Genomic DNA, 20,384 nt, shown 5'->3' with positions numbered 1-20,384 from the left:
TGATTGATATGGCTCTTTCCCTGGTCAATTCCTTCGCCCCGCTTGTCCGCCACGACCATGACGGCCGCTCGGAAGCACCAATCATCGACGCCCGCAATGTGGCGGTAAATTTCAAGGTCGAGGACGGCATGGTCGAAGCCGTCAAGGACGTCTCCTTCCAGCTCTATCGCGGCGAGACCATCGCCATCGTCGGCGAATCCGGCTCCGGCAAATCGGTGACCGCAAGAACGGTGATGGGGCTTCTGTCGAAGCGCGCCGTCGTCTCCGGCAAATCGACGGTTTCCTATGACGGCAGCAATATTCTCAAATTCTCCGAGCGGGCCCGCCGCAAGCTGCGCGGCGACCGCATCTCGATGATCTTCCAGGAGCCGATGAGCTCGCTGAATCCGATCTATACGATCGGCAGCCAGATCGTCGAGGCGATCCGCGTGCATCGCCGCATGAGCCGCAGGGATGCGGAAAAGCGGGCGCTCGAACTGCTCGAACATGTGCAGATCCCCGACCCCGCCGCACGCATCCGGCAATATCCGCATCAGCTTTCCGGCGGCCAGCGCCAGCGCGTGATGATCGCCATGGCGCTCGCCAACGATCCGGACGTCTTGATCGCCGACGAGCCGACGACGGCGCTCGACGTCACCGTGCAGGCGCAGATCCTCAACCTGATCCGCAACCTGCAGAAGGAAATGGGGATGGCCGTCATCCTCATCACCCACGACCTGACGGTGGTGCGGCAGTTTTCCGATTACGTCTATGTGATGCAGCATGGCGAAGTGCGCGAGCACAACACCACGGAAGCGCTGTTTGCCAATCCGCAGCACGCCTATACAAGGCATCTGCTTGCCTCCGAGCCGCGCGGCGAGGCCAACCCGCTGCCGGCGGGATCGGATGTCATCCTCGACGCCAAGGGCGTGCGCGTCGCCTTCATGCTGCGCCACGGTTCCTTCCTCAAGCCGGCGATGCGCGAGCTTGTCGCCGTCGACAGCCTCGATCTGACGCTGCGCCGTCACGAGACGCTCGGCCTCGTCGGTGAATCCGGCTCCGGCAAGACGACCTTCGGCCAGGCGATCCTGCGGCTGAATACGCCCGATAGCGGCGAGATCCATTTCGACCATCAGCCGATCCACGGGCTTTCCCGCGCCGAGATGCGGCCGCTACGGGCCCGCATGCAGGTGGTGTTCCAGGACCCGTTCTCCTCGCTCAACCCGCGCATGACGATCGGCCAGATCATCGAGGAGGGGCTCGTCGTCAACCGGCTGGGCGCCACCAAGGGCGAGCGGCAGGACCGGGTGCGCGAGGCGCTGATCTCAGCCGGCATGCCCGGCAATATCCTGTCGCGTTTCCCGCATGAATTTTCCGGCGGCCAGCGCCAGCGCATCGCGATTGCCCGCGCTATCGCGCTGGAGCCGGAATTCATCCTGCTCGACGAGCCGACATCGGCGCTCGACCTTTCCGTCCAGGCCCAAATCATCGAACTGCTGCGCAAGCTGCAGGACGAGCGGGGTCTGAGTTACCTCTTCATTTCCCACGATCTTAAGGTCGTCCGGGCGCTTTGCCACCGCGTCATCGTCATGCAGCACGGCAAGATCGTCGAAGAGGGCCCCGTCAACGAAGTTCTATCCCATCCCAAGACCGCCTACACCGAACGGCTCGTCAAAGCCGCTTTCGAGGTAGCATGACTATCGAATGCCGGAGGTTATAATGGCAGCAAATCCCAAGATCACATTCATCGGAGCTGGCTCCACCGTTTTCATGAAAAACATCATCGGCGACGTGTTGCAGCGTCCGGCGCTGTCGGGCGCGACGATCGCGCTGATGGATCTCAACCCGCAGCGGCTTGAGGAAAGCGCCATCGTCGTCAACAAGCTGATCTCGACGCTCGGGGTCAAGGCCAAGGCAGAGACCTATTCCGACCAGCGCAAGGCGCTTGCCGGCGCCGATTTCGTCGTCGTCGCCTTCCAGATCGGCGGTTATGAGCCCTGCACCGTCACCGATTTCGAGGTGCCGAAGAAATACGGGCTGCGCCAGACGATCGCCGATACGCTCGGCGTCGGCGGCATCATGCGGGGGCTTCGCACAGTGCCGCATCTCTGGAAGGTCTGCGAGGACATGCTCGCCGTCTGCCCCGAGGCGATCATGCTGCAATATGTCAACCCGATGGCGATCAACACCTGGGCGATATCGGAGAAATATCCGACCATTCGCCAGGTCGGCCTCTGCCACTCGGTGCAGGGCACGGCGATGGAGCTGGCCCACGATCTCGACATTCCCTACGAGGAAATCCGCTACCGCGCGGCCGGCATCAACCACATGGCCTTCTACCTCAAATTCGAGCACCGCCAGGCCGACGGTTCCTACCGCAACCTCTATCCCGACCTCGTCCGCGGCTACCGCGAGGGCAGGGCGCCGAAGCCCGGCTGGAACCCGCGCTGCCCGAACAAGGTGCGCTACGAGATGCTTACGCGGCTCGGCTATTTCGTCACCGAAAGCTCGGAGCATTTCGCCGAATACACGCCCTATTTCATCAAGGAGGGCCGCGACGACCTGATCGAGAAATTCGGCATTCCGCTCGATGAATATCCGAAACGCTGCATCGAGCAGATCGAGCGCTGGAAGGGCCAGGCGGAGGCCTATCGCAGCGCCGACAAGATCGAGGTGACGCCCTCGAAGGAATATGCCTCCTCGATCATCAACTCGGTCTGGACCGGCGAACCCTCCGTCATCTACGGCAACGTCCGCAACAATGGCTGCATCACCTCGCTGCCGGAAAATTGCGCCGCCGAAGTGCCTTGCCTGGTCGACGCCTCAGGCATCCAGCCGACCTTCATCGGCGACCTGCCGCCGCAGCTGACCGCGCTGATCCGCACCAACATCAACGTCCAGGAACTGACGGTGCAGGCGCTGATGACGGAAAATCGCGAGCACATCTACCACGCCGCGATGATGGACCCGCACACCGCAGCCGAACTCGACCTCGACCAGATCTGGTCGCTGGTCGACGACCTGCTCGCCACCCACGGCGACTGGCTGCCGGAATGGGCCCGCACATCCAACAAAGTTAAAGCCGCCTGACCTTTTTCTCCCGGGTTAGGCGTCAAAGAGCCCCGCGGTGTGGCAACGACCGCGGGGCTTTTGCGTGTGTTGGGATGAGGCGGTTTGCTACTAGCGGGCCGCTAGTTTCTCAGTCTTCCGTTTCATTTCAGATCGCACCATCCAGAATGTCATCGGCCCGAAGTGCAAGCAGCAGATGATCATCAGCGTATATACGAACCTCGGAGGGTCAAAGACATAGATAAGTCCCCATCCCGCCGCAACGAATGCGAGGTAAAGGTACAGCGGCGTGAAAGCCGAACTGCGCAACGTCGCTATTCTTTTTCCGACGTTGAGTTGCTGCGCTGGCTGCGGCATACTTCTTGGAGGCGGATCTGCCGCCATCAGGCTTGCTGGAATTAGTCCGGAACCTGTCCCGAGCCCGGCAAAGAGCTTTTGGAGTTCTTCCGATTTAAGGGGATCTTCTTCATCTAAGATGCGAACTGCGCGGTGCCCGAACGGCGGAACCAGCGCCTCAGGTAAAGTCCAGGGAAGATTGGAAGCCCCATGGGCGCGGGCGAACTCTCGCAGGTCTTCGGCTTCTTCAACCGTCCAACTGTACACCTCTTCGCCTTCCCACAGCTCTTGGCCCCCATAGTAAATTTCCGACCGGCTATAAAAGCCCGCATTGACGCGGTCTATTAGCCGCTGCACCGTCAAGCTATCTTCATTCCTGGAGTCAGAATTTTCGAGAAGGTCGGATGGTTCTGTTCGCCAGAAATAGCTCGCGGCAGTTGCCAGATCGCAGTCCGGCTGCGTCAGGATCCACTCGAACACATCTTCAGCGAAGTCGAAGTTCAGATTTTCTGCAATGGCATGGCGAGCATCAGGAGACCGGCCGGTCAACCAATCGATCATGGCCCGTTGTTCGGCATCATAACTGTCAAATGTGTCGGCCATCGCTCTCCCTCTGGGAATGATCGATCGCCTATTAGCCTTCAAAGCAATTCTCAGCAATTGCGGGCCGTGGGACTGTTGGGTTGAGCATCTGTAACAGCCTGCCCATCTCCCGGTGTGAACCGAGCAACGCGATCGAGATTTCGATTCCCTTCAAGGCAACCTCCTCCAATTATCCTGGAAGTTTTCACCCGGTCATGGTCGTTAAGTAGCTTGGCTCGATGACCGCGCTTTTCCATCATCCATCCAGATTTGCAGAGAGCGGACGAGAAAGAACACTTCAGACCGCCCAGTTCACATGACGATAAACGCAAGTCCAGGTCAAAGCGCTGTCAAACTGAACACCTCTGGCGCCTTGCAGCGGTTCAGGGCATCCTATGATGGCTGAAATTGTGTTTATGGCAGTTGGAGGAATGCTGATGCGTTGCTTTACCGTGCTTGGACCCTCGCAGACCGGAAAATCGACAGTCGTGGAAAAGCTCGGCTCGCTGGAGGGGACGCCGAGAAAATCCAGCTCCCCTTATGGATTGAACCTCACAGAGTTCATCTTCGGAAACGAGGCGTGGTGTGCACTGGATGCGCCAGGACCCAACGAAGCGTTGGCGCATGCGCAGCACGCGCTTCTTGCCAGCGACGCCTGCATATTGTGCGTTTCATCGGCACCCGAGGAGGCTGTGCTCGCCGCGCCCTATCTCAGGATAATCGAAGCCTCGGGGACGCCTTGCATCCTCTTCGTCAACCGGATGGACGAACCGAGGGGGCGGTTGAGGGATGTGATCGCCGCGCTTCAAGACTACGCCAACCACACGCTTTTGCTTCGCCAGATCCCGATCCGCGAGGGGGACAGGATCGTCGGCAGTTGCGATCTGATTTCGGAACGGGCGTGGCGCTATCGGGAAGGCCAGACTTCGGCGCTGATCGCCATCCCCGAAAGCACTGCCGAACGTGAGCACGAAGCGCGCACCGAACTCCTGGAACATCTGTCCGAATTCGATGACTGGCTTCTCGAGGAACTGATCGAGGACCGCGAGCCACCCAGCGACGCGCTCTATGCCATTTCATCGCGGGTTCTCAGGGAAAACAGGATTATCCCGGTCCTGATCGGTGCTGCAAGTCACGGCAACGGCATGATGAGGCTGATGAAGGCGCTGCGCCACGAGGCGCCGCCGGTCGGGATTCTCAGGCAGCGTCTCGCTCATGCGGGAACTGTCGATGAAGGCAAGCTGGTGGCCGTGAGCTTCCATGCCTATCATCGCCAGAATGTCGGCAAGACGGTGCTCGTGCGCGCACTTGGCGAGGGACTGCGGCAAGGCGCATCACTGGGCGGCTCCAGCCTCGGCGCCGTCCAAAATCTCGCAAACGGGCGGTCCAATTCGGCGGTTCTGCCGGCGCCGGGGGATGTCTTCGCGACCGTCAAGTCCGACCATCTGCGCGTCCCTTCGCTATTGACCCCCGGCGCGGTGATCGCCCCGCCTGAGTGGACGGAACCACCCACGCCGATGCTTGAAAGGATCCTGGTTCCGGGCAGCGAGCGCGATGAAAACAAGCTTTCCGAAACGCTGGCAAAACTTTCCGAGACGGATCGCGGCCTGAAAGTCTTGCAGGAGGAAGGCACGGGCGCTCAACTCGTCCGCGCCCAGGGGCCGGTACATCTGCGTGAACTTTGCCGAACGCTGGCGGAAGTCTTTCACATCTCCGTGACCGACCGAACGCCCAGCCCGATCTACCGCGAGACGATCACGAAACAATCGGAGGTTCATTACCGCCATCGCAAACAGACCGGTGGTGCCGGGCAATTCGCGGATGTGAAGCTGAGCATTCACCCCAACGAGCGCGGCCAGGGTTTCACCTTTGGCGAAACAGTCAAGGGCGGCGCCGTTCCGCGCAATTACTTCCCCGCCGTCGAAGCGGGCGCGCGCGAAGCGATGGAGAAAGGACCGCTAGGCTTCGAGGTCATCGATGTCGGCGTAACGCTGCAAGATGGTCAGCACCATGCCGTCGACAGTTCGGAACACGCCTTCCGGACTGCGTCGAAAATGGGGGTGCGTCAGGCGCTTGCCGAGGGATCGACCGTCTTGATGCAGCCGGTCTTCCGCAGCGAGATTCACATTCCGTCGGTCTATTCGGGCAGCCTCGTCCAGATCGTCTCTGCCCTCAACGGCCAGGTTCTCGGCTTCGACCGGGATGAAACCGCCAAGGGTTGGGACATCTTCCGGGCGCTCGTTCCGGGCGGTGCACTTGAGGAACTGGCGCGGGCGCTGCGCTCGGCGACGCAGGGCATTGGTTATTTTTCCAAGACCTTCGATCACTTCGAGGAGCTATACGGCAAGGAAGCGGACGCCATTGTGAGGGCAAAGGAGAAACCAGGCACCGCACACTGAAACGTTCGCGCCACTTCATGCTCGTTCACAGAGCCGGGCTCGCGCCCGCCCTTAATTTCAGTGCAGACGACAAGGCCCGATGTGCCGATTGGTGTCGGCTATGCTAATCATGCTGCATGGGATTCGGGGTTTTCATCCATCGTTCAGATTCGATCTACGACGACAGTCCGGCGGAACAGTATCAGTTCCCGAGCCAGTATCTTGGCCGTGTTCTAGCCTGTGCCGGAGATTGGATCATCTACTATGAGCCGCGTAAGGTTGTTGCAACGCGCGGCTATTTTGCCGTCGCAAAGGTTGCTCAGGTCATTCCGGATCCGAAGGCGACAGGCATGTACCTGGCGCTGATCGAACCAGGCAGCTACCTCGATTTCATCAATGTTGTTCCGTTCAGTGGACCAGATGGCGTTATTGAACGTGGCGTCCTCAACAATGAAGGGCGAATTTCTGGAAGGGCGCAGGCTGCCGTTAGGCCTATTTCCGCGGAGGATTTCAATCGTATCCTGTCGGCTGGTCTTGATGAACATGAGCCAGAATTACCTCGCTTGGACGACGGGACAGCTTCGCGACCTGTCGACGGTTTCGAAAACGGAGCTCAAGCGCCGTTCATATTCGAGGAAGAGCGCCAGCGCGTTGTGCAATTGTCGTCGCGGATTGTCCGCAGCCGACTATTCCGTCGACTAGTTCTACATGCCTATGACAAACGCTGCGCGGTCACCGGACTGAAGCTCATCAATGGCGGTGGACGCGCGGAAGTCGATGCCGCGCATATTCGGCCGGTGGAGGCAAATGGCCCCGACATTCTCAGCAATGGTATTGCCCTATCCGGCACGGCGCATTGGATGTTCGATCGTGGACTGATCAGTCTTACGGACGAGCTCGACATTTTGATTTCACGGCAAGCGAACGATCCAGACGGCGTTCGAGCTGTTATCAACAGGACTGGCAGGGCGATCGTTCCGTCGCGGCCATTCGAGCGGCCGCACCCTCGATTTCTCCAGTGGCATCGAGAGAACTGCTTCAAACACTGATTTCTTGCGATGGATACGGGGCTGGGCGTGAATCTCCGCCAAGGCCGTCCTCGCGTTGGCTCTCCTCATGGATCACTAGGTGATCGCCGCGCGATGATCACGGTCGCCTCAGCCGCGCTGAGCTTCGACGACGGTTTGAAGCGAAGCGACCAACCAGCCTGCCCATCAGAATGGCTTTCTGGGCAAGAAGGTTGGTCGCAAACGGACTACTTCTTCTTATCTGGCGAGGGCTCATACTGAGCGTACGCATCCAGCATCATTTGCGTATACTCGGTCGTGCTTGAGGTTAGCTCGCCCAATCCCGGCCAGGCGAAGGGTATCGTGGACCACATCGATTCGAGTTCAACCTCGATTCCCAGTTGTGCCGCTACAATCAAGGCCTGAATGGGCTCCTTGTCCTGCGGCCACAAGTCTTCCTCAAGTGAGATCCAGACGCCATTTTCGTCGTCGACACTGATCTGAGCCTGAAGCGCGCCCAGCTTTTCGCTGATGTTGGTGGCGTCATCAAGCAAGGCGCATCGGATGAGAAGAGTGATCTTCTCTTCATTCAGGTCGAGTTTGGGTCTGTCATCGACAACCCGGAAATCGGGCTTGTCACTGTCCACGGCCCCGTTAGTCCTTACCGACGGAAGCGACTCACCGCCATCATCACACGAGAACGCTGTGTCAAAGATGTCGAGAGGAGATGCCCCACACCCCGGGCAATGCCAGAGGTTCTGAGCGATCTGAGTACCTGCGATTTTTCTATCGCAATGCAAGCAGAACCACACGCCTGACTCGCCGCCCCTCAGTGGGTGGCGAACCACCCCGTCGAGGTCAGGCTTAGTGGAGCGTCGGGGCCAATCAGTGGAGATTTCTCCACGAACCTGGGCGGCCCGATCTATCGTCAGACTGAGTGCCTCCCGGAGGAATTCCGGGTCAAACACCGGGCTTTTCCCATCATTTTCGGTAGATGTCTCGACGATCGGTGCCGCGCCAGGGTTCTCAGGCACCGTGATGCTCCACCCATCTCCCACCATGATGACGTCGTGCAAGGCCACTTGAAGGCGGTATACATGACCTCCGATCATGCCATGTTCGGCCTGCTCGAGGTATGCGAAGCGGCGGGTCATAGCTTCGGGATGCCCAGCCTGAAAATCTGCCGCCGGAAGTGCACGTGCAACGAAGGCTTTGATGCTCGCCATCTGTTCGGAATCCGGTATCCAATCCTTCTTGCTGGCGGAAGCGAGTTTGGTCCAGTTGGCGAATCCCAGTTTCTCCGCAACCAAATCAAGAGCTTGGTGTAGCGTGATCCTGTTGGCCCGCGCATATCGTTTGGCAAGACGCTTGAGGTTGCTAAGTTTTGTTGCTTCGGTCATATCCATGTCCTGAAATGATCCGACCATGTGCCCGCTAATGGCCAGACCCTGCCTGTTGGCACGGAGTGACACTTCAGAAATGAAACGCTGACATAGCTTTGCGTGGCGGGCACACCGGCCCGCGTGTAGGGCCATGTTTTGTATGCCAAGCATGGCGATGTCGGTCAAGCCGATCCGTATTTACCCATAGCGATTTCGCACAGCACCGCGGATCGCGGTAGCGGCGGAACGGTTCTTGTAGCGCGCCGGCCGAACTGAACCGCGATACCGATACCGCATTGCTTCAACGAAGGCCGACAACGCTGGGCAAACTGGCGAGGTCGCGATTAGGCGTCAACTGGCCGGCAGGGCGCGGGTTCACATCAAGGCGACCAACTTCAGTTATCCCGGAACTTTTCACCCCGGTCACGGTCGGTAAGCGGCCTGGCCCAATGAACCGCGCTTTCCCATCATCCATCCAGAATGCCTAAAGCGGGCGAGAACGAATGCTTCGGGGCCGCCCAGAACACACGACGATCCGTAATGCGCTTCATTGCCTCCCGTCCATCATTCCGACCAGATTCGCGGCTCCTCAAACCATTCCAATTGCCATCCGCTTGCCAAAAAACCACAATTGCCTCACTTAGTTCACACCTCCACCCTCGGCATGAAGAATTGGATCAACGCTGCATGCGCATAGCTTACGTTTTTCTCGGTGCATTTCTTGCACTCGTACAGTCCGCCTCCGCTGAAGTCGCATCGCCGCCGGTTTTGGCGCCGCTGGAGCGACAGGCGGAAGCCGCTCAGTTGAGCGCGCAATTTCTCTCGCGCTATAGCTATAAGCCGGTTCCGCTCGACGATGCCTTGTCGGCCAGGGTCATGGATGGGTTCATCAAGTCGTTGGATCCGGACCGCATGCTTTTCCTGCAGGCCGATATCGACAAGTTCATGGCTGAGCGCAGCGAGATCGACGATGCGATCGAGCGGAAGGATTTGAAGATCCCGTTTGCGATCTTCAACGCCTATGAACAGCGCGTCGTCGACCGCATGACCTATGCGCGCAGCCTGCTGAAGCAGGATTTCGATTTCAGCGGGCAGGACAATTATTCGGTGCTGCGCGAGAAAGCGCCCTGGCCGCAGTCGCAAGCAGAAAGCGATGATCTCTGGCGCAAGCGTGTCAAGAGCGACTGGCTGCGGCTGAAGCTCGGCGGCAAGGCCGATGCGGCCATTCGCGAAACGCTCGACAAACGCTATGAAAACACGCTCGAGCGCGCTTACAAATTCAAGAGCGACGACGTTTTCCAGTCGTTCATGGACGCCTATTCGAATGCGATCGATCCGCACACGGATTATTTCGGCGCGGCCGCTTCGGCCGATTTCGATGTATCGATGAAGCTTTCGCTGTTCGGCATCGGGGCGGTGCTGCAGGAGCGCGACGACTATACGACGATCCGTGAGCTGGTGCCCGGCGGGCCGGCTGAGCTTTCCGGCAAGCTTGCGGTCGGCGACCGCATCACCGGCGTCGGTCAGGGCAAGAATGGGCCGATCAAGGAAGTGGTTGGCACGCGGCTGGATGAAGTCGTGCAGATGATCCGCGGGAAAAAAGGCTCCGTCGTGCGCCTCGACATCCTGCCGGCCGATGCCGGCGCCGATGCCACGCATCGCGTCGTCAGCCTGGTGCGCGACAAGATCAGCCTGGAAAAGCAGGCCGCCAGGAAGACCGTGCAGACCGTGAAAGTCGGCGATACCGAGCGCAAGATCGGCATCATCACCCTGCCGGTCTTCTATGAGGATTTTGAAGCCAAGGCCAAAGGCGACAAGGATTACAAAAGCGCCAGCCGCGATGTCGCCAAGCTTCTCGGCGAGTTGAAGGATGAAAAGGTCGACAGCGTTCTCGTGGACCTGCGCAACAATGGCGGCGGTTCATTGGAAGAGGCGATCGATTTGACCGGCCTCTTCATCGGCAAGGGTCCGGTCGTTCAGCAGCGCCGCAGCGACGGCAAGATCGAGGTCAAAAGCTCGGATCTTGCCGAGCCTGTCTGGTCAGGCCCGATGGGTGTCTTGATCAATCGCGGCTCTGCCTCGGCCTCGGAGATTTTTGCCGCGGCCATCCAGGATTACGGCCGCGGCGTGATCGTCGGGGAGCCGAGCTTCGGTAAGGGCACGGTGCAGACGGTCGTCGATCTCGACCAGATGGTTCACAACAGCAAGCCGGAATATGGCGAGCTGAAAGTGACGATCGCCCAGTTCTTCCGGGTCAATGGCGGCACGACGCAGCTGCGCGGCGTCACCCCCGATATCAGCCTGCCGGGACTGTCTGATCCGACAAGCTTCGGCGAGACCAGCTATGACAATGCCCTGCCATGGGCGGAGATCAAGCCGGCGAAATACGCGCCCGAGGGCAATGTCACGGCCTTGCTGCCGGCATTGCAAAGCCGCCATGATGCGCGGGTCAAGGGCGATCCGGATTTCCAGCGCCTGGTGAAAGACATTGCCGATCTGAAGGCGCAGCGCGAGAAAGGCATCGTCTCCCTGAATGAAGCCGAACGCCGCAAGGAAGCGGCGGCGCGCGAGAAGCGCTTCAAGGAGCGGGCGCAGGCGAGCGATGGCGACAACCCCGCCGGGGATGATGGCCTGGAGGCGGGCGAGCGCAGCCTGAGCGCCGATATCGCCCTCGAAAACGCCCGCAAGAACGCAAAAGACGTCCTGCTCGACGAGGCCGCTGCCATTCTTGCCGACGAGGTGGGTTTGCAGGACGGCGTGCTGAATGCAGCCACGAAACCAGCGGGACAGGCGGACGGGAAATAGGCACACCGGCTGGGTGAGAGATAGCCGACAAAGCGCGTAGCGACGCCATCTTTACAGCGCTTGTAGAGATGAGCATCGTTGCGCTATCTGTCTGCTCCAGACAGGAGTTTCCCATGCCCTCCTCGCCCAGGAACAAAAGTGCGGAAGTGCTGCTTGAGCGGACCATATTCACGGTCAGCCCCGAGATCTATGCCGAATACCTTGCCCGCCTCGACGCGCCAGCAAAGCCCAATGACCGCCTGAAACGAACCATGTCGACCAAAGCGCCGTGGGATGAGCCTGCATCGCCGGGCTGACATCCGCCGCCAGCCGCGACGTCCCTTCTGACGTTCGAAATCGCAAATGAAAAATCCGATCAAAGAAATATCACCGCGTCCTCCGTGTCGGCACCTTCGAGACCATTGCCGGTATTCCGCCTAATCCTGCTCTGCGGCTGGTGCTCCTTGATGGCAGGGATTTTTCTCTGGTCAGTCCACCCGATCGCCTACTACGATTGGGACCTCACCACTGTCCTTATGTGTCTGTTGTGGTTTTCGGGTCCGCTTGTGGCTTTTGCCATTTCGGTCGGTGCCCTTATTCTGGATCAACCGGCTTCTCGCTTAATGAGGCGAGCCGTCGCTGTGCACTTCGGGATGAATCTGGTTGTTGCTCTAATGGTATGGGTGACGGATCAGTTTAGTCCCGCCATCTGGTTGTTTGTATTGCTGGCGGGCCTGGTCGATCTGCCGATCCTTGCGCTCGCGCCAGGCAGGATCGATAGCGCGCGGGCGGTCAAACTGCTGCATATGGTGGTGATATCGTCGGTTGCTGGGCCTATTGCCGGCCTATTTCTTTGGTCGGTCCTCAACATCAAGATTGTGGAATGGCGTGCACTCGCGGTCGCCGGTTCACATCCCTATTGCGTGCAGGTGCCCAAGGATTATCTCGGGCGGTACAAGGCAGTCAGCCGATGGACTGAATTGGCGGGTTTGAGGATGCAGACACCGTTTACAAACGGCGGCGGTTCCACCGACTACCAGTTCGCGTTTCACGCAGTGCTCGTGGTCAGGCAGGGTGGTGGGGACCAGTTCTACAACTGGTCCTACTTCGCCCAGAGCTTCGTCCCCGTTTCCGAGCGTGCGATAAGCGGACTCGCTCTTCTTCGCGCTGATTGTGAGCCAATCGTTGCTTTTTTCGACGAGCTTAATCGTTAGCGGTTGCCATGGAATTATAGAAAACGCCCCGAACAGGTCATGCCTACACCAAGGCGCCGTGGGATGAGCCTACATCGCCGGGCTGAAATCCGCCGCCAGCACCGCCTCCTTGAGCGCGCGCGAATAGGGATGCTGCGGATTATCCAGCACGGGGCGGGCCGGTCCGCGTTCGACGATCTCGCCCTTGCGCATGATGATGATGTTGTCGCTGACGTAGTAGGCGGTGGCGAGATCATGGGTGATGTAGATGATCGACAGGCCGAGTTCGTTTTTCAGCCGGCCGAAGAGGTTGACGATCGCCATGCGCAGCGATGCGTCGACCATCGAGACCGGTTCGTCGGCGACCAGCAGGCGCGGCTGCGGAATCAGCGCGCGGGCGATGGCGACGCGCTGGAGCTGGCCGCCGGAGAGTTCGTGGGGGAAACGGCCTTTCACTTCTTCGAGGGTGAGGCCGACATGCGTAAGCGCCGCATCGGCCATGCGCTCGGCTTCTTTCCGGTCTATGCGTTTTCCCGGGCCCGACAGATTGCGGGCCGTTTCGAACAGGTAACGGTCGACCCGCTTCAGCGGATTGAAGGCTTCGAATGGGTTTTGCAGAACCGGCTGGACCTCCTTCATGAAGGCCTTGCGTTCGGAGCGGCTATGGATCGAGACGGTTTTGCCGGAGAATTCCAGCCGCCCTTCCGTCGGTGCGGTCTGCCCGAGGATCATCGCGGCGATCGTCGATTTGCCCGAGCCGGATTCGCCGACGATCGACAGGATCTCCGGTTCCTCCCCAACTTCGAAGCTGACATCCTTGACCGCGGTGATCAGGCGCCGGCCGAGCATGCCGCCCTGGCGATAGACTTTGGTGACATGCGAGAGGTGAAGCAGAGCGGTCAAACCTGATCTCCCGTAACTGCAAAACAGGCGACGCGACGCCCCGGCTCGACGGTGACGAGCGGCGGCACCTTTTGCGAGCAGATGTCCATCCGCTTCGGACAGCGCGGGTGAAAGCGGCAGCCTTCGGGCGGCATGGCGAGGTTCGGCGGGCGCCCCTCCAGCGACGGCCTAGTTGTCGCATCGCCGATGCGCGGCAGGCTGCCGACCAGATGCTGCGTATAGGGATGCAGCGGCTTGCTGAAGAGTTTGGCGGTCGGCGCTTCCTCGACCAGACGCCCGGCATAAACGATGCCGATGCGGTCGGAAACCGTCGCGTGAACGCCCATATCATGGGTGACGAACAGAAAGGACGAACCCATCTCGCGCTGGATTTCGCGGATCATCGACAGCACGTCACGCTGAACGATGACGTCGAGCGCAGTGGTCGGTTCGTCGGCGATGATGAATTCAGGCGTCAGGATGGTGGCGAGCGCAATGGTCATGCGCTGGCGCATGCCGCCGGAGAGTTCGTGGGGATAGGCGTCGAGCAGATGCGGATCGAGCTTCAGCCGCTGCAGATGGGTTGCGACCTTCTCAAAGAAGACCGGCTTGCTGACAGCCATGTGGCGAAAGGCGAAATCGGTGAAGGAATGGCGGATCCGGCGCACCGGATTGAGCACGTTCATCGAGCCCTGCATGATATAGGACAGATGCTTCCAGCGCAGCGCCATGCGCTCCTCCGGCTTCATCGCGTAAATATCCTGCGTGCCGCCGGCGAAATGGAATTTGACGCTGCCCGAGACGACCCTGAGCGGCGGCCGGATGGCGCCGGCGATGGTTTTGATCAGCGTCGTCTTGCCACTGCTCGATTCCCCGGCAACGCCATAGACCTCGCCGCGGCCGATCGTCAGGCTGATATCGTCGACGGCGCGCACTTCGCGGTCGACGCCGAAAAGGAAGGCGCGGTAATAGGCTTTCAGGTTCTCGATTTCGACCAAAGGGTCCATGCTAACTTCCCATCCGGTTCAGCCGGCTGCGCGGATCATTGTATTCGTTCATCGACATCGACAGCAGGAAGAGCGCCAGGAACAGAATGACGATGACGGCGACGGGGGCGGCCACCCACCACCATATTCCGGCGATCAGCGCCGAATGCGCATTGGCCCAGTAGATCATCATGCCCATGGTCGGCGTCTCGATATCGGTGAAACCGAGCACCGAAAGGGTGATCTCCATGCCGATCGACCAGATCATGTTGTTCATCGTGGTGGCGAAGACGATCGGCAGCACATAGGGCAGGTGCTCCTCGACCAGGATCTTGCGCATGCTCATGCCGGAATAGACGCTCTGGGTGGTGAACGGCCTGGTCTTCAGGCCGATCGCCACCGAGCGGATGAGGCGCGCATCGTAGGACCAGCCGAGCGAAGCCATGATGACGATCAGCACCGTCCAGGTCATGCTGTCCTTCAGCACGAAATAGAACAGGATCAGCAGCGGAAATTGCGGGATGACCATGATGCTGTCGTTGATCGCCATCAGCACCCGGTCGACCGTGCCGCCGGCATAACCGGCGACGAGGCCGACGACCAGCGAGATGATGCGCGAGAGAAAGGCGACGCCGATGCCGAAATACAAGGTGTTGCGAAGGGCGGTCGTCAGCTGCCAGAAAACGTCCTGTCCGCGCGATGTCGTGCCGAGCCAATAGTCGCCGTCGGGCGGCATGTCGGGCGGCAGAAGATAGATGTCCGTCGGCGCGTAGGGCGAGAAATAGGACAGGATGATGAACCCGACGATGACGGCAAAGAGCAGCAGGCCGCAGAGAAATTCCAGGTTCTGACGTGCGAGGTCGCGGATGATGGTAAACATGGCCTATTCCACCTTGATGCGCGGGTCGATCAGCGGGCTCAGAATGTCGATGATGAAGACGGCGGCGGCGACGCCGACGATCGACAAGGCGCTGAGGCCGAGCACCAGGCTGTAATCGCCGGCATGCACCGCCGAAATCAGCAGGTTGCCGATGCCGGGATAGCCGAAGACGATTTCGGTGATGACGGTGCCGTTGAAGATCGCCCCGAGCGACATGGCAAGCCCGGTGAATTGCGGCACCATGGCGTTGCGGGCGATGTAGGAGCGAAGAATTTTCCGCTTCGGAACGCCGCCGAGCTCGGCGAAGACGACGTAATCATCGGTGATGATGTTGGACACCAGCGCCCGCATGCCGATCAGCCAGCTGCCGGCTCCCACCAGGATCAGCGACAGGGCCGGCAGGATCGAGTGTTCGAGGATATCGAGCACCAGCGCGAAGGAGAGATCCAGATTGGCGTTCATCTCGTAGCCGCCATTGATCGGCAGCACCGGCCAGAGATAGCCGAACAGGATGAGCAGCACGAAGGCCAGGATATAATAGGGAATGGGAAGCAGGGCGATGCAGACGAGGCTGACGGCCTTCAGCACCATGTTCTTCCGGTAATAGCCGGCGAGCGCGCCGAGCGCATTGCCGAGCACGAAGGTGATCAGCGTCGAGACGGTCATCAGCCCGATCGTCCAGGGCAGGGACCGCAGAATGATCGTCGAAACGGGTGTCGGAAAGGCTGACAGTGAAGGGCCGAGATCGCCGGTCGCAAGCCGCAGCCAGAAGTGCAGATATTGCTGCCAGATCGAGCCCTCCATGCCGTAGAGCTCGCGCAGCGACTGGCGCATCAGTTCGATCGCATTCGGATCGGACTGCCCCATCTGGGTGATAGCTCCTATGCTCTCTTCGACCGGATCGATCGGGGTCAGGTGGGTGACGAAGAAGGTGATGCTGACGCCAAGAAAGACGACGAGCAGAAACTGACCGAACCGCTTCAGCACAAAGATCAGATAGGGCGTCATAAGGCAGTGGTTCCTCTCTGGTTCCCTTCATCGCCGGGAAAGGATCGAAGGAAAGGATCGGCGGGCAGGGCCCGCCGACAAGGAGCCGGCGCGTGGCTAAAGCGCCGGCGTTGGGAGGATTATTTCGGTTGGGCCGGCTTCAGCTTGACCATCATCAGCCTGGAGTTGGCCCAGTTCGGCACCGGGTCGGTATAGGGGTCCTTGATCGTCGGATAACCGGTCCAATACGTCGTATCCATCGAGGTGAAGACGTTATAGGACATCAGCGGGATCGTCGGCATTTCGCGGGCAACCAGCTTCAGATAATCCTTGCCGAGCTCGATGCCCTTGGGATCGTCGGCGCTGATGCCGCGGATGGTCTCGATGATCTTGTCGAGCTCCGGATTGCTCCAGCGCTGCCAGTTGCGCGGCGGCTGGTTCTCGCCCTTCTTGGCCACGAACTGCGAGTGCCAGCTGTCGAGGAAGAACGACAGGTCGGGATCGCCGCCCCATGTCTCGACGCTCCAGGCAATCGCCACCTGGAAATCGCCAGGCTGCAGTGCAACCTGCCAGAGGTTGGTCGTCGGCACGGCCTTGGCATCGATGCCGAAGGCAGCCCATTGCTGGGCGATCAGCGTGCCTGCCCGGGTGAAGACGGAGCGCGTGTCGCCCTCGACGGTCATCCGGATCCTGAACGGCTGACCATCAGGGGTCATCCATTTGCCGCCGCTCTTCTTGAAGCCTGCCTTTTGAAGCAGCTCGGCGGCTGCCTGCGGGTTCGGCTTCCACCAGCCATAGCCGAAGGCCGTGCTGATGGCCTCAGGATCGGTCGGGATCTGGTCCTTGAACTTCGGCTGCTTGCGCAGGAGATCGGCGACCTGCTGGCCGATCGTCGGGTCATAGGGCTTGATCTTCTGCTTGCCGGTGTCGATCTCGAAATCCTTCAGCCAATCCTGCATCGGCGCCTGATAGTCTTTCATGGCGATCGCCGTCGGCGGCACACCGAGTGCCGAGAGCGTCGCGGTGCCGCGATAGCTCGCCATGTCGACGGCCTTGATGTCGATCAGCAGGGCAAGCGCCCAGCGCACGTCGGGATTGTTGAAGGTCGGGTCCTGGGTATTGAAAATCACAGCCGGCAGCGTCGGATCCGGATGGGCGAAGGGGAAGCCCGGGAACCAGGTCTCGATCGACTTGGATTTCTCCTTCAGCGTGAACATGCCCTCCGGCGTATTGTCGTGGATGATATCGAGATTGTGCTCGAGCTGGGCGATGGTGCGTTTATCCGGCGGGCCGGGATCGACGTAAGTCACATATTTCGGGGCCGGCTCGCCGAAGCGGGCAAGCGACGTCTTCTGCCAGTCGTCGCGCTTCTCCCAGGTATACCACTTGCCCTGAGGGTCGTAGGCCTTGAGCTTGTAGGCGCCGAGCGAGACGGGATTGGCGAAATCGTAGCGAAGCGGATCGGCGACCTTTTCGAACACATGCTTGGGCATGATCCATGCGCCGTTCCAGCGAACGGTGAAAAGGGCGTGGAAGCGCGAATTGGGCTTCTTCAGCTTGAACACCACGGTCTGAGGATCGGTCGCCTCGACGCTTGCCACCTGCACCGAGAAGGCAGCACTCCAGACCATGCCGGGATGATCCATCTGGGTCTTGACGGTATAGACCACGTCGTCGGCCGTGAACTCGACGCCGTCGCTCCAGAAGAGCCCCTTGCGCAGTTTCACGGTCATTTCGGTAAAGTCGGCATTATATTGCGGCTTGTCGGCGGCCAGCGAATTGTCCCAGGTCGCGCCGCCAAGCCCTTGCTCGGGGTCGATATACCATAGCGTATCCATGGTCAGCTGCTGCAGACCGGTGGAGACACCGGCGCCGGCATTGACCCAGATATTGAACCAGCCGGGATTTTTGATCGTCCCTTCCGGATTTTCGACGATGAGCGTCTCCTTGCGCGGCAAGGAGGTATAGTCATCGGCTTTGGCCGCCGCCGTCAGGCCGAGTGCGGCCAGCGCGACGCCAAATGCGAGCCTCTTCAACTGTTGCATGAACTCCTCCCTAGAAAGCGACGATACGGCGGCCGCAAAGGCAGCATGGGCACGTCGCGGTTGTCGGTTTGCAGAGACGTCGGGACTTCAGGTCCAGGCCGCCTCTAGCGAACCATCCCTCCGGCCGTCTGCCTCCTCGCAGTCGAGCCGAACCTCTTCAGCCGGGGCCAATGGGCCTTACCCGGCGGCGGCTGTCATACCGACAGCCGAATGACGTTGTAGGACAGCGGCTTCAGCGCCGCCCGCAACCGTCCGTCCTCGATCTTGGCGCTGTCGGCTTTGACAGGCGCGACCGTATCTTGCCGCCCTGCCGTGTTGACGGCTTCGAGATCGCTATGGGTCATTTCCACCTGCTCGACGACGCTCGCGGCCCCAAAACCTTCCAGCCGCACATCGAGATCGAGCGCCGTGTTCGGATGGCGGTTGACGGCAAAAAAGGTCAGCGTCTTGCCATCCTCGGAATGGACCGCCGAGACGTCGAGATAGGGAACGTCGTTCTCCTCGTCGCTGTCATAGGTCGGGCCATCGACGACCAGCTGCAGCGCTGCGCCGCGGCCATATCGGGAAGCGTAGTAGAAGGGGTAATAGATCGTCTGGCGCCAGGCGGCACCGCCGTCGTCGGTCATGATCGGAGCGATGACGTTGACGAGCTGGGCGATACAGGCGATGCGCACCCGGTCGGAGCGGCGGATGAAGGTGTTCAGGATGCCGCCGACCTGCAGCACGTCTTCGAAATTATAGACGTCCTCAAGCAGATGCGGTGCATCCGGCCACTCGTCGCGTGCCAGGATCTCCTTGTCCTGCTGGTTGGAATGGTACCAGACGTTCCATTCATCGAAGGAAATACCGATCGTCTTCTTCGAGCGCTTTTTTGCCTTGATATAGTCGATTACGCCGCCGATCGTGGTGATATACCGATCGAGCTTAGTCGCGCGGGAGAGATAATTCAGCGTATTCTTCTCGCGGTTGGCGAAATACATATGCAGCGAGATATGATCGGCGCTGTCGTAGCACTGCTCGAGGACTTGAGCCTCCCAATCGGGATAGGTCTTCATATCGGAATTGGACGAGCCGCAGACCACGAGTTCCAGCGACTTGTCGAAGCCGCGCATGGCCTTGGCCGTCTCGTCCGCCAGCCGGCCATATTCATAGGCCGACTTGTGGCCGACCTGCCAGGGGCCGTCCATCTCATTGCCGAGGCACCACAATTTGACGTCGTGCGGATTGGTCCAGCCGTGCTTGCGACGCAGATCGGAATAATAGGTGCCGCCCGGATGATTACAATATTCGAGGAAATTACGGGCCGCATCCAGGCCGCGCGAGCCGAGATTGACGGCGAGCATCGGCTTGGTATTGGCCTTCTTGCACCAGTCGACGAATTCGTTGACGCCGATCTGATTGGCTTCGCGGGTGCGCCAGGCCAGGTCGAGGCGAACCGGGCGCTCCGAACGCGGGCCGACGCCGTCTTCCCAATTATAGGCGGAGACGAAATTGCCGCCGGGATAACGGCAGTAGGGCGTGTCGAGATCTCGCACCAGATCGAGCACGTCGCGGCGGAATCCGTCCTCGTCGGCCGTCGGATGTCCGGGCTCATAGATGCCCCCGTAGATCGCTCTGCCGAGATGCTCGAGAAATGAACTGTAGAGCCTGGCGTCAATGGTCGCGATGCGGAAATCGCGGTGGGCAACGACATTGGTCTTCAACGGATCCTCCCGTTTATGTATCAGAAATTTTGTTTTCTTGCCTCCAACTTGATATCAGGAATGTCGTTCTGTCAACCAACTTGCGGATTTTATCATACTAATCTGATTTTCGGAAAATATCACATAATTTCATAATGTTAATAGACTTCCTATTTCGTAGAACTCGGAAAATCGCGTGATTTTTAAATCAG

14 protein-coding genes and 1 pseudogene are annotated in these 20,384 nt (G+C 59.8%); 7 read left to right on the top strand and 8 right to left on the bottom strand.

Annotation, left to right across the window (positions count from 1 at the left end):
* Positions 1-8: 8 nt before the first annotated feature.
* Positions 9-1,676, top strand: a complete 1,668-nt coding sequence (locus FHX03_RS16810) for an ABC transporter ATP-binding protein (RefSeq protein ID WP_183854642.1) — start codon at positions 9-11, stop codon at positions 1,674-1,676.
* Between the two features lie 22 nt (positions 1,677-1,698).
* Positions 1,699-3,069, top strand: coding sequence for an alpha-glucosidase/alpha-galactosidase (locus FHX03_RS16805; protein ID WP_183777949.1), 1,371 nt, complete (start codon positions 1,699-1,701; stop codon positions 3,067-3,069).
* A gap of 90 nt (positions 3,070-3,159) precedes the next feature.
* On the opposite strand, the gene FHX03_RS16800 is transcribed toward FHX03_RS16805, so the two are convergent.
* Entirely contained in the window at positions 3,160-3,987 is an 828-nt protein-coding gene (locus FHX03_RS16800) for a DUF4274 domain-containing protein (RefSeq protein ID WP_183854640.1), read from the bottom strand.
* 416 nt (positions 3,988-4,403) lie between these two features.
* On the opposite strand from FHX03_RS16800, the gene FHX03_RS16795 reads away from it, so the two are divergent.
* Positions 4,404-6,365: an elongation factor G gene (locus FHX03_RS16795; protein WP_183854638.1), complete on the top strand. Its 1,962-nt coding sequence runs from the start codon at positions 4,404-4,406 to the stop codon at positions 6,363-6,365.
* A gap of 116 nt (positions 6,366-6,481) precedes the next feature.
* Positions 6,482-7,393, top strand: a complete 912-nt coding sequence (locus FHX03_RS16790) for an HNH endonuclease (protein ID WP_183854637.1) — start codon at positions 6,482-6,484, stop codon at positions 7,391-7,393.
* A gap of 206 nt (positions 7,394-7,599) precedes the next feature.
* Here the strand turns inward: FHX03_RS16790 and FHX03_RS16785 are convergent, their stop codons facing one another.
* Positions 7,600-8,751, bottom strand: a complete 1,152-nt coding sequence (locus FHX03_RS16785; RefSeq protein ID WP_183854635.1) for a hypothetical protein — start codon at positions 8,749-8,751, stop codon at positions 7,600-7,602.
* A gap of 669 nt (positions 8,752-9,420) precedes the next feature.
* On the opposite strand from FHX03_RS16785, the gene FHX03_RS16780 reads away from it, so the two are divergent.
* The 3 genes and pseudogenes from FHX03_RS16780 (at position 9,421) to FHX03_RS16770 (ending at position 12,731) form a co-directional block, all read left to right on the top strand.
* Positions 9,421-11,538, top strand: a complete 2,118-nt coding sequence (locus tag FHX03_RS16780) for a carboxy terminal-processing peptidase (RefSeq protein WP_183777952.1) — start codon at positions 9,421-9,423, stop codon at positions 11,536-11,538.
* Positions 11,539-11,675: 137 nt separating this feature from the next.
* Positions 11,676-11,834 (top strand): annotated as a pseudogene (locus tag FHX03_RS16775) (DUF1778 domain-containing protein); the annotation flags it as partial.
* Between the two features lie 150 nt (positions 11,835-11,984).
* The gene (locus FHX03_RS16770; protein ID WP_183854631.1) at positions 11,985-12,731 is read left to right on the top strand and encodes a hypothetical protein; all 747 of its coding nucleotides are present in this window, start codon (positions 11,985-11,987) and stop codon (positions 12,729-12,731) included.
* 69 nt (positions 12,732-12,800) lie between these two features.
* On the opposite strand, the gene FHX03_RS16765 is transcribed toward FHX03_RS16770, so the two are convergent.
* From FHX03_RS16765 to FHX03_RS16740, 6 genes are all read right to left on the bottom strand, one after another.
* Complete coding sequence (locus tag FHX03_RS16765; protein ID WP_183854629.1) at positions 12,801-13,613, bottom strand: ABC transporter ATP-binding protein; 813 nt, start codon at positions 13,611-13,613, stop codon at positions 12,801-12,803.
* A complete protein-coding gene (locus FHX03_RS16760) occupies positions 13,610-14,599 on the bottom strand; it encodes an ABC transporter ATP-binding protein (protein ID WP_097625512.1) in 990 nt (329 codons plus the stop codon). Before FHX03_RS16760 ends, FHX03_RS16765 begins: the two co-directional genes overlap by 4 nt.
* A 1-nt stretch (position 14,600) precedes the next feature.
* The gene (locus FHX03_RS16755; protein WP_097625511.1) at positions 14,601-15,458 is read right to left on the bottom strand and encodes an ABC transporter permease; all 858 of its coding nucleotides are present in this window, start codon (positions 15,456-15,458) and stop codon (positions 14,601-14,603) included.
* Between the two features lie 3 nt (positions 15,459-15,461).
* Positions 15,462-16,466 carry an ABC transporter permease gene (locus FHX03_RS16750; protein WP_131711530.1) on the bottom strand — a complete coding sequence of 335 codons (1,005 nt, stop codon included), beginning with the start codon at positions 16,464-16,466 and terminating at the stop codon, positions 15,462-15,464.
* A 119-nt stretch (positions 16,467-16,585) separates the two neighbouring features.
* Positions 16,586-18,490 carry an ABC transporter substrate-binding protein gene (locus tag FHX03_RS16745; RefSeq protein WP_097625509.1) on the bottom strand — a complete coding sequence of 635 codons (1,905 nt, stop codon included), beginning with the start codon at positions 18,488-18,490 and terminating at the stop codon, positions 16,586-16,588.
* A gap of 194 nt (positions 18,491-18,684) precedes the next feature.
* Positions 18,685-20,193 (bottom strand): alpha-N-arabinofuranosidase, encoded by a 1,509-nt coding sequence (locus FHX03_RS16740; protein ID WP_097625508.1) that lies wholly within the window; start codon positions 20,191-20,193, stop codon positions 18,685-18,687.
* Between the last annotated feature and the right edge of the window lie 191 nt (positions 20,194-20,384).

Source organism: Rhizobium sp. BK456 (assembly GCF_014194045.1).
GTDB classification, from domain to species: domain Bacteria; phylum Pseudomonadota; class Alphaproteobacteria; order Rhizobiales; family Rhizobiaceae; genus Rhizobium; species Rhizobium redzepovicii.
Note: the sequence above shows the minus strand (reverse complement) of the source record. Positions and strands in the feature narration are given on the sequence as shown.

Excerpts from the sequence above, each read along its gene's own strand:
- FHX03_RS16810 (WP_183854642.1), top strand. The coding sequence starts at position 9 with ATGGCTCTTTCCCTGGTCAATTCCTTCGCCCCGCTTGTCCGCCACGAC.
- FHX03_RS16805 (WP_183777949.1), top strand. The coding sequence starts at position 1,699 with ATGGCAGCAAATCCCAAGATCACATTCATCGGAGCTGGCTCCACCGTT.
- FHX03_RS16800 (WP_183854640.1), bottom strand. The coding sequence starts at position 3,987 with ATGGCCGACACATTTGACAGTTATGATGCCGAACAACGGGCCATGATC.
- FHX03_RS16795 (WP_183854638.1), top strand. The coding sequence starts at position 4,404 with ATGCGTTGCTTTACCGTGCTTGGACCCTCGCAGACCGGAAAATCGACA.
- FHX03_RS16790 (WP_183854637.1), top strand. The coding sequence starts at position 6,482 with ATGGGATTCGGGGTTTTCATCCATCGTTCAGATTCGATCTACGACGAC.
- FHX03_RS16785 (WP_183854635.1), bottom strand. The coding sequence starts at position 8,751 with ATGACCGAAGCAACAAAACTTAGCAACCTCAAGCGTCTTGCCAAACGA.
- FHX03_RS16780 (WP_183777952.1), top strand. The coding sequence starts at position 9,421 with ATGCGCATAGCTTACGTTTTTCTCGGTGCATTTCTTGCACTCGTACAG.
- FHX03_RS16770 (WP_183854631.1), top strand. The coding sequence starts at position 11,985 with ATGGCAGGGATTTTTCTCTGGTCAGTCCACCCGATCGCCTACTACGAT.
- FHX03_RS16760 (WP_097625512.1), bottom strand. The coding sequence starts at position 14,599 with ATGGACCCTTTGGTCGAAATCGAGAACCTGAAAGCCTATTACCGCGCC.
- FHX03_RS16755 (WP_097625511.1), bottom strand. The coding sequence starts at position 15,458 with ATGTTTACCATCATCCGCGACCTCGCACGTCAGAACCTGGAATTTCTC.
- FHX03_RS16750 (WP_131711530.1), bottom strand. The coding sequence starts at position 16,466 with ATGACGCCCTATCTGATCTTTGTGCTGAAGCGGTTCGGTCAGTTTCTG.
- FHX03_RS16745 (WP_097625509.1), bottom strand. The coding sequence starts at position 18,490 with ATGCAACAGTTGAAGAGGCTCGCATTTGGCGTCGCGCTGGCCGCACTC.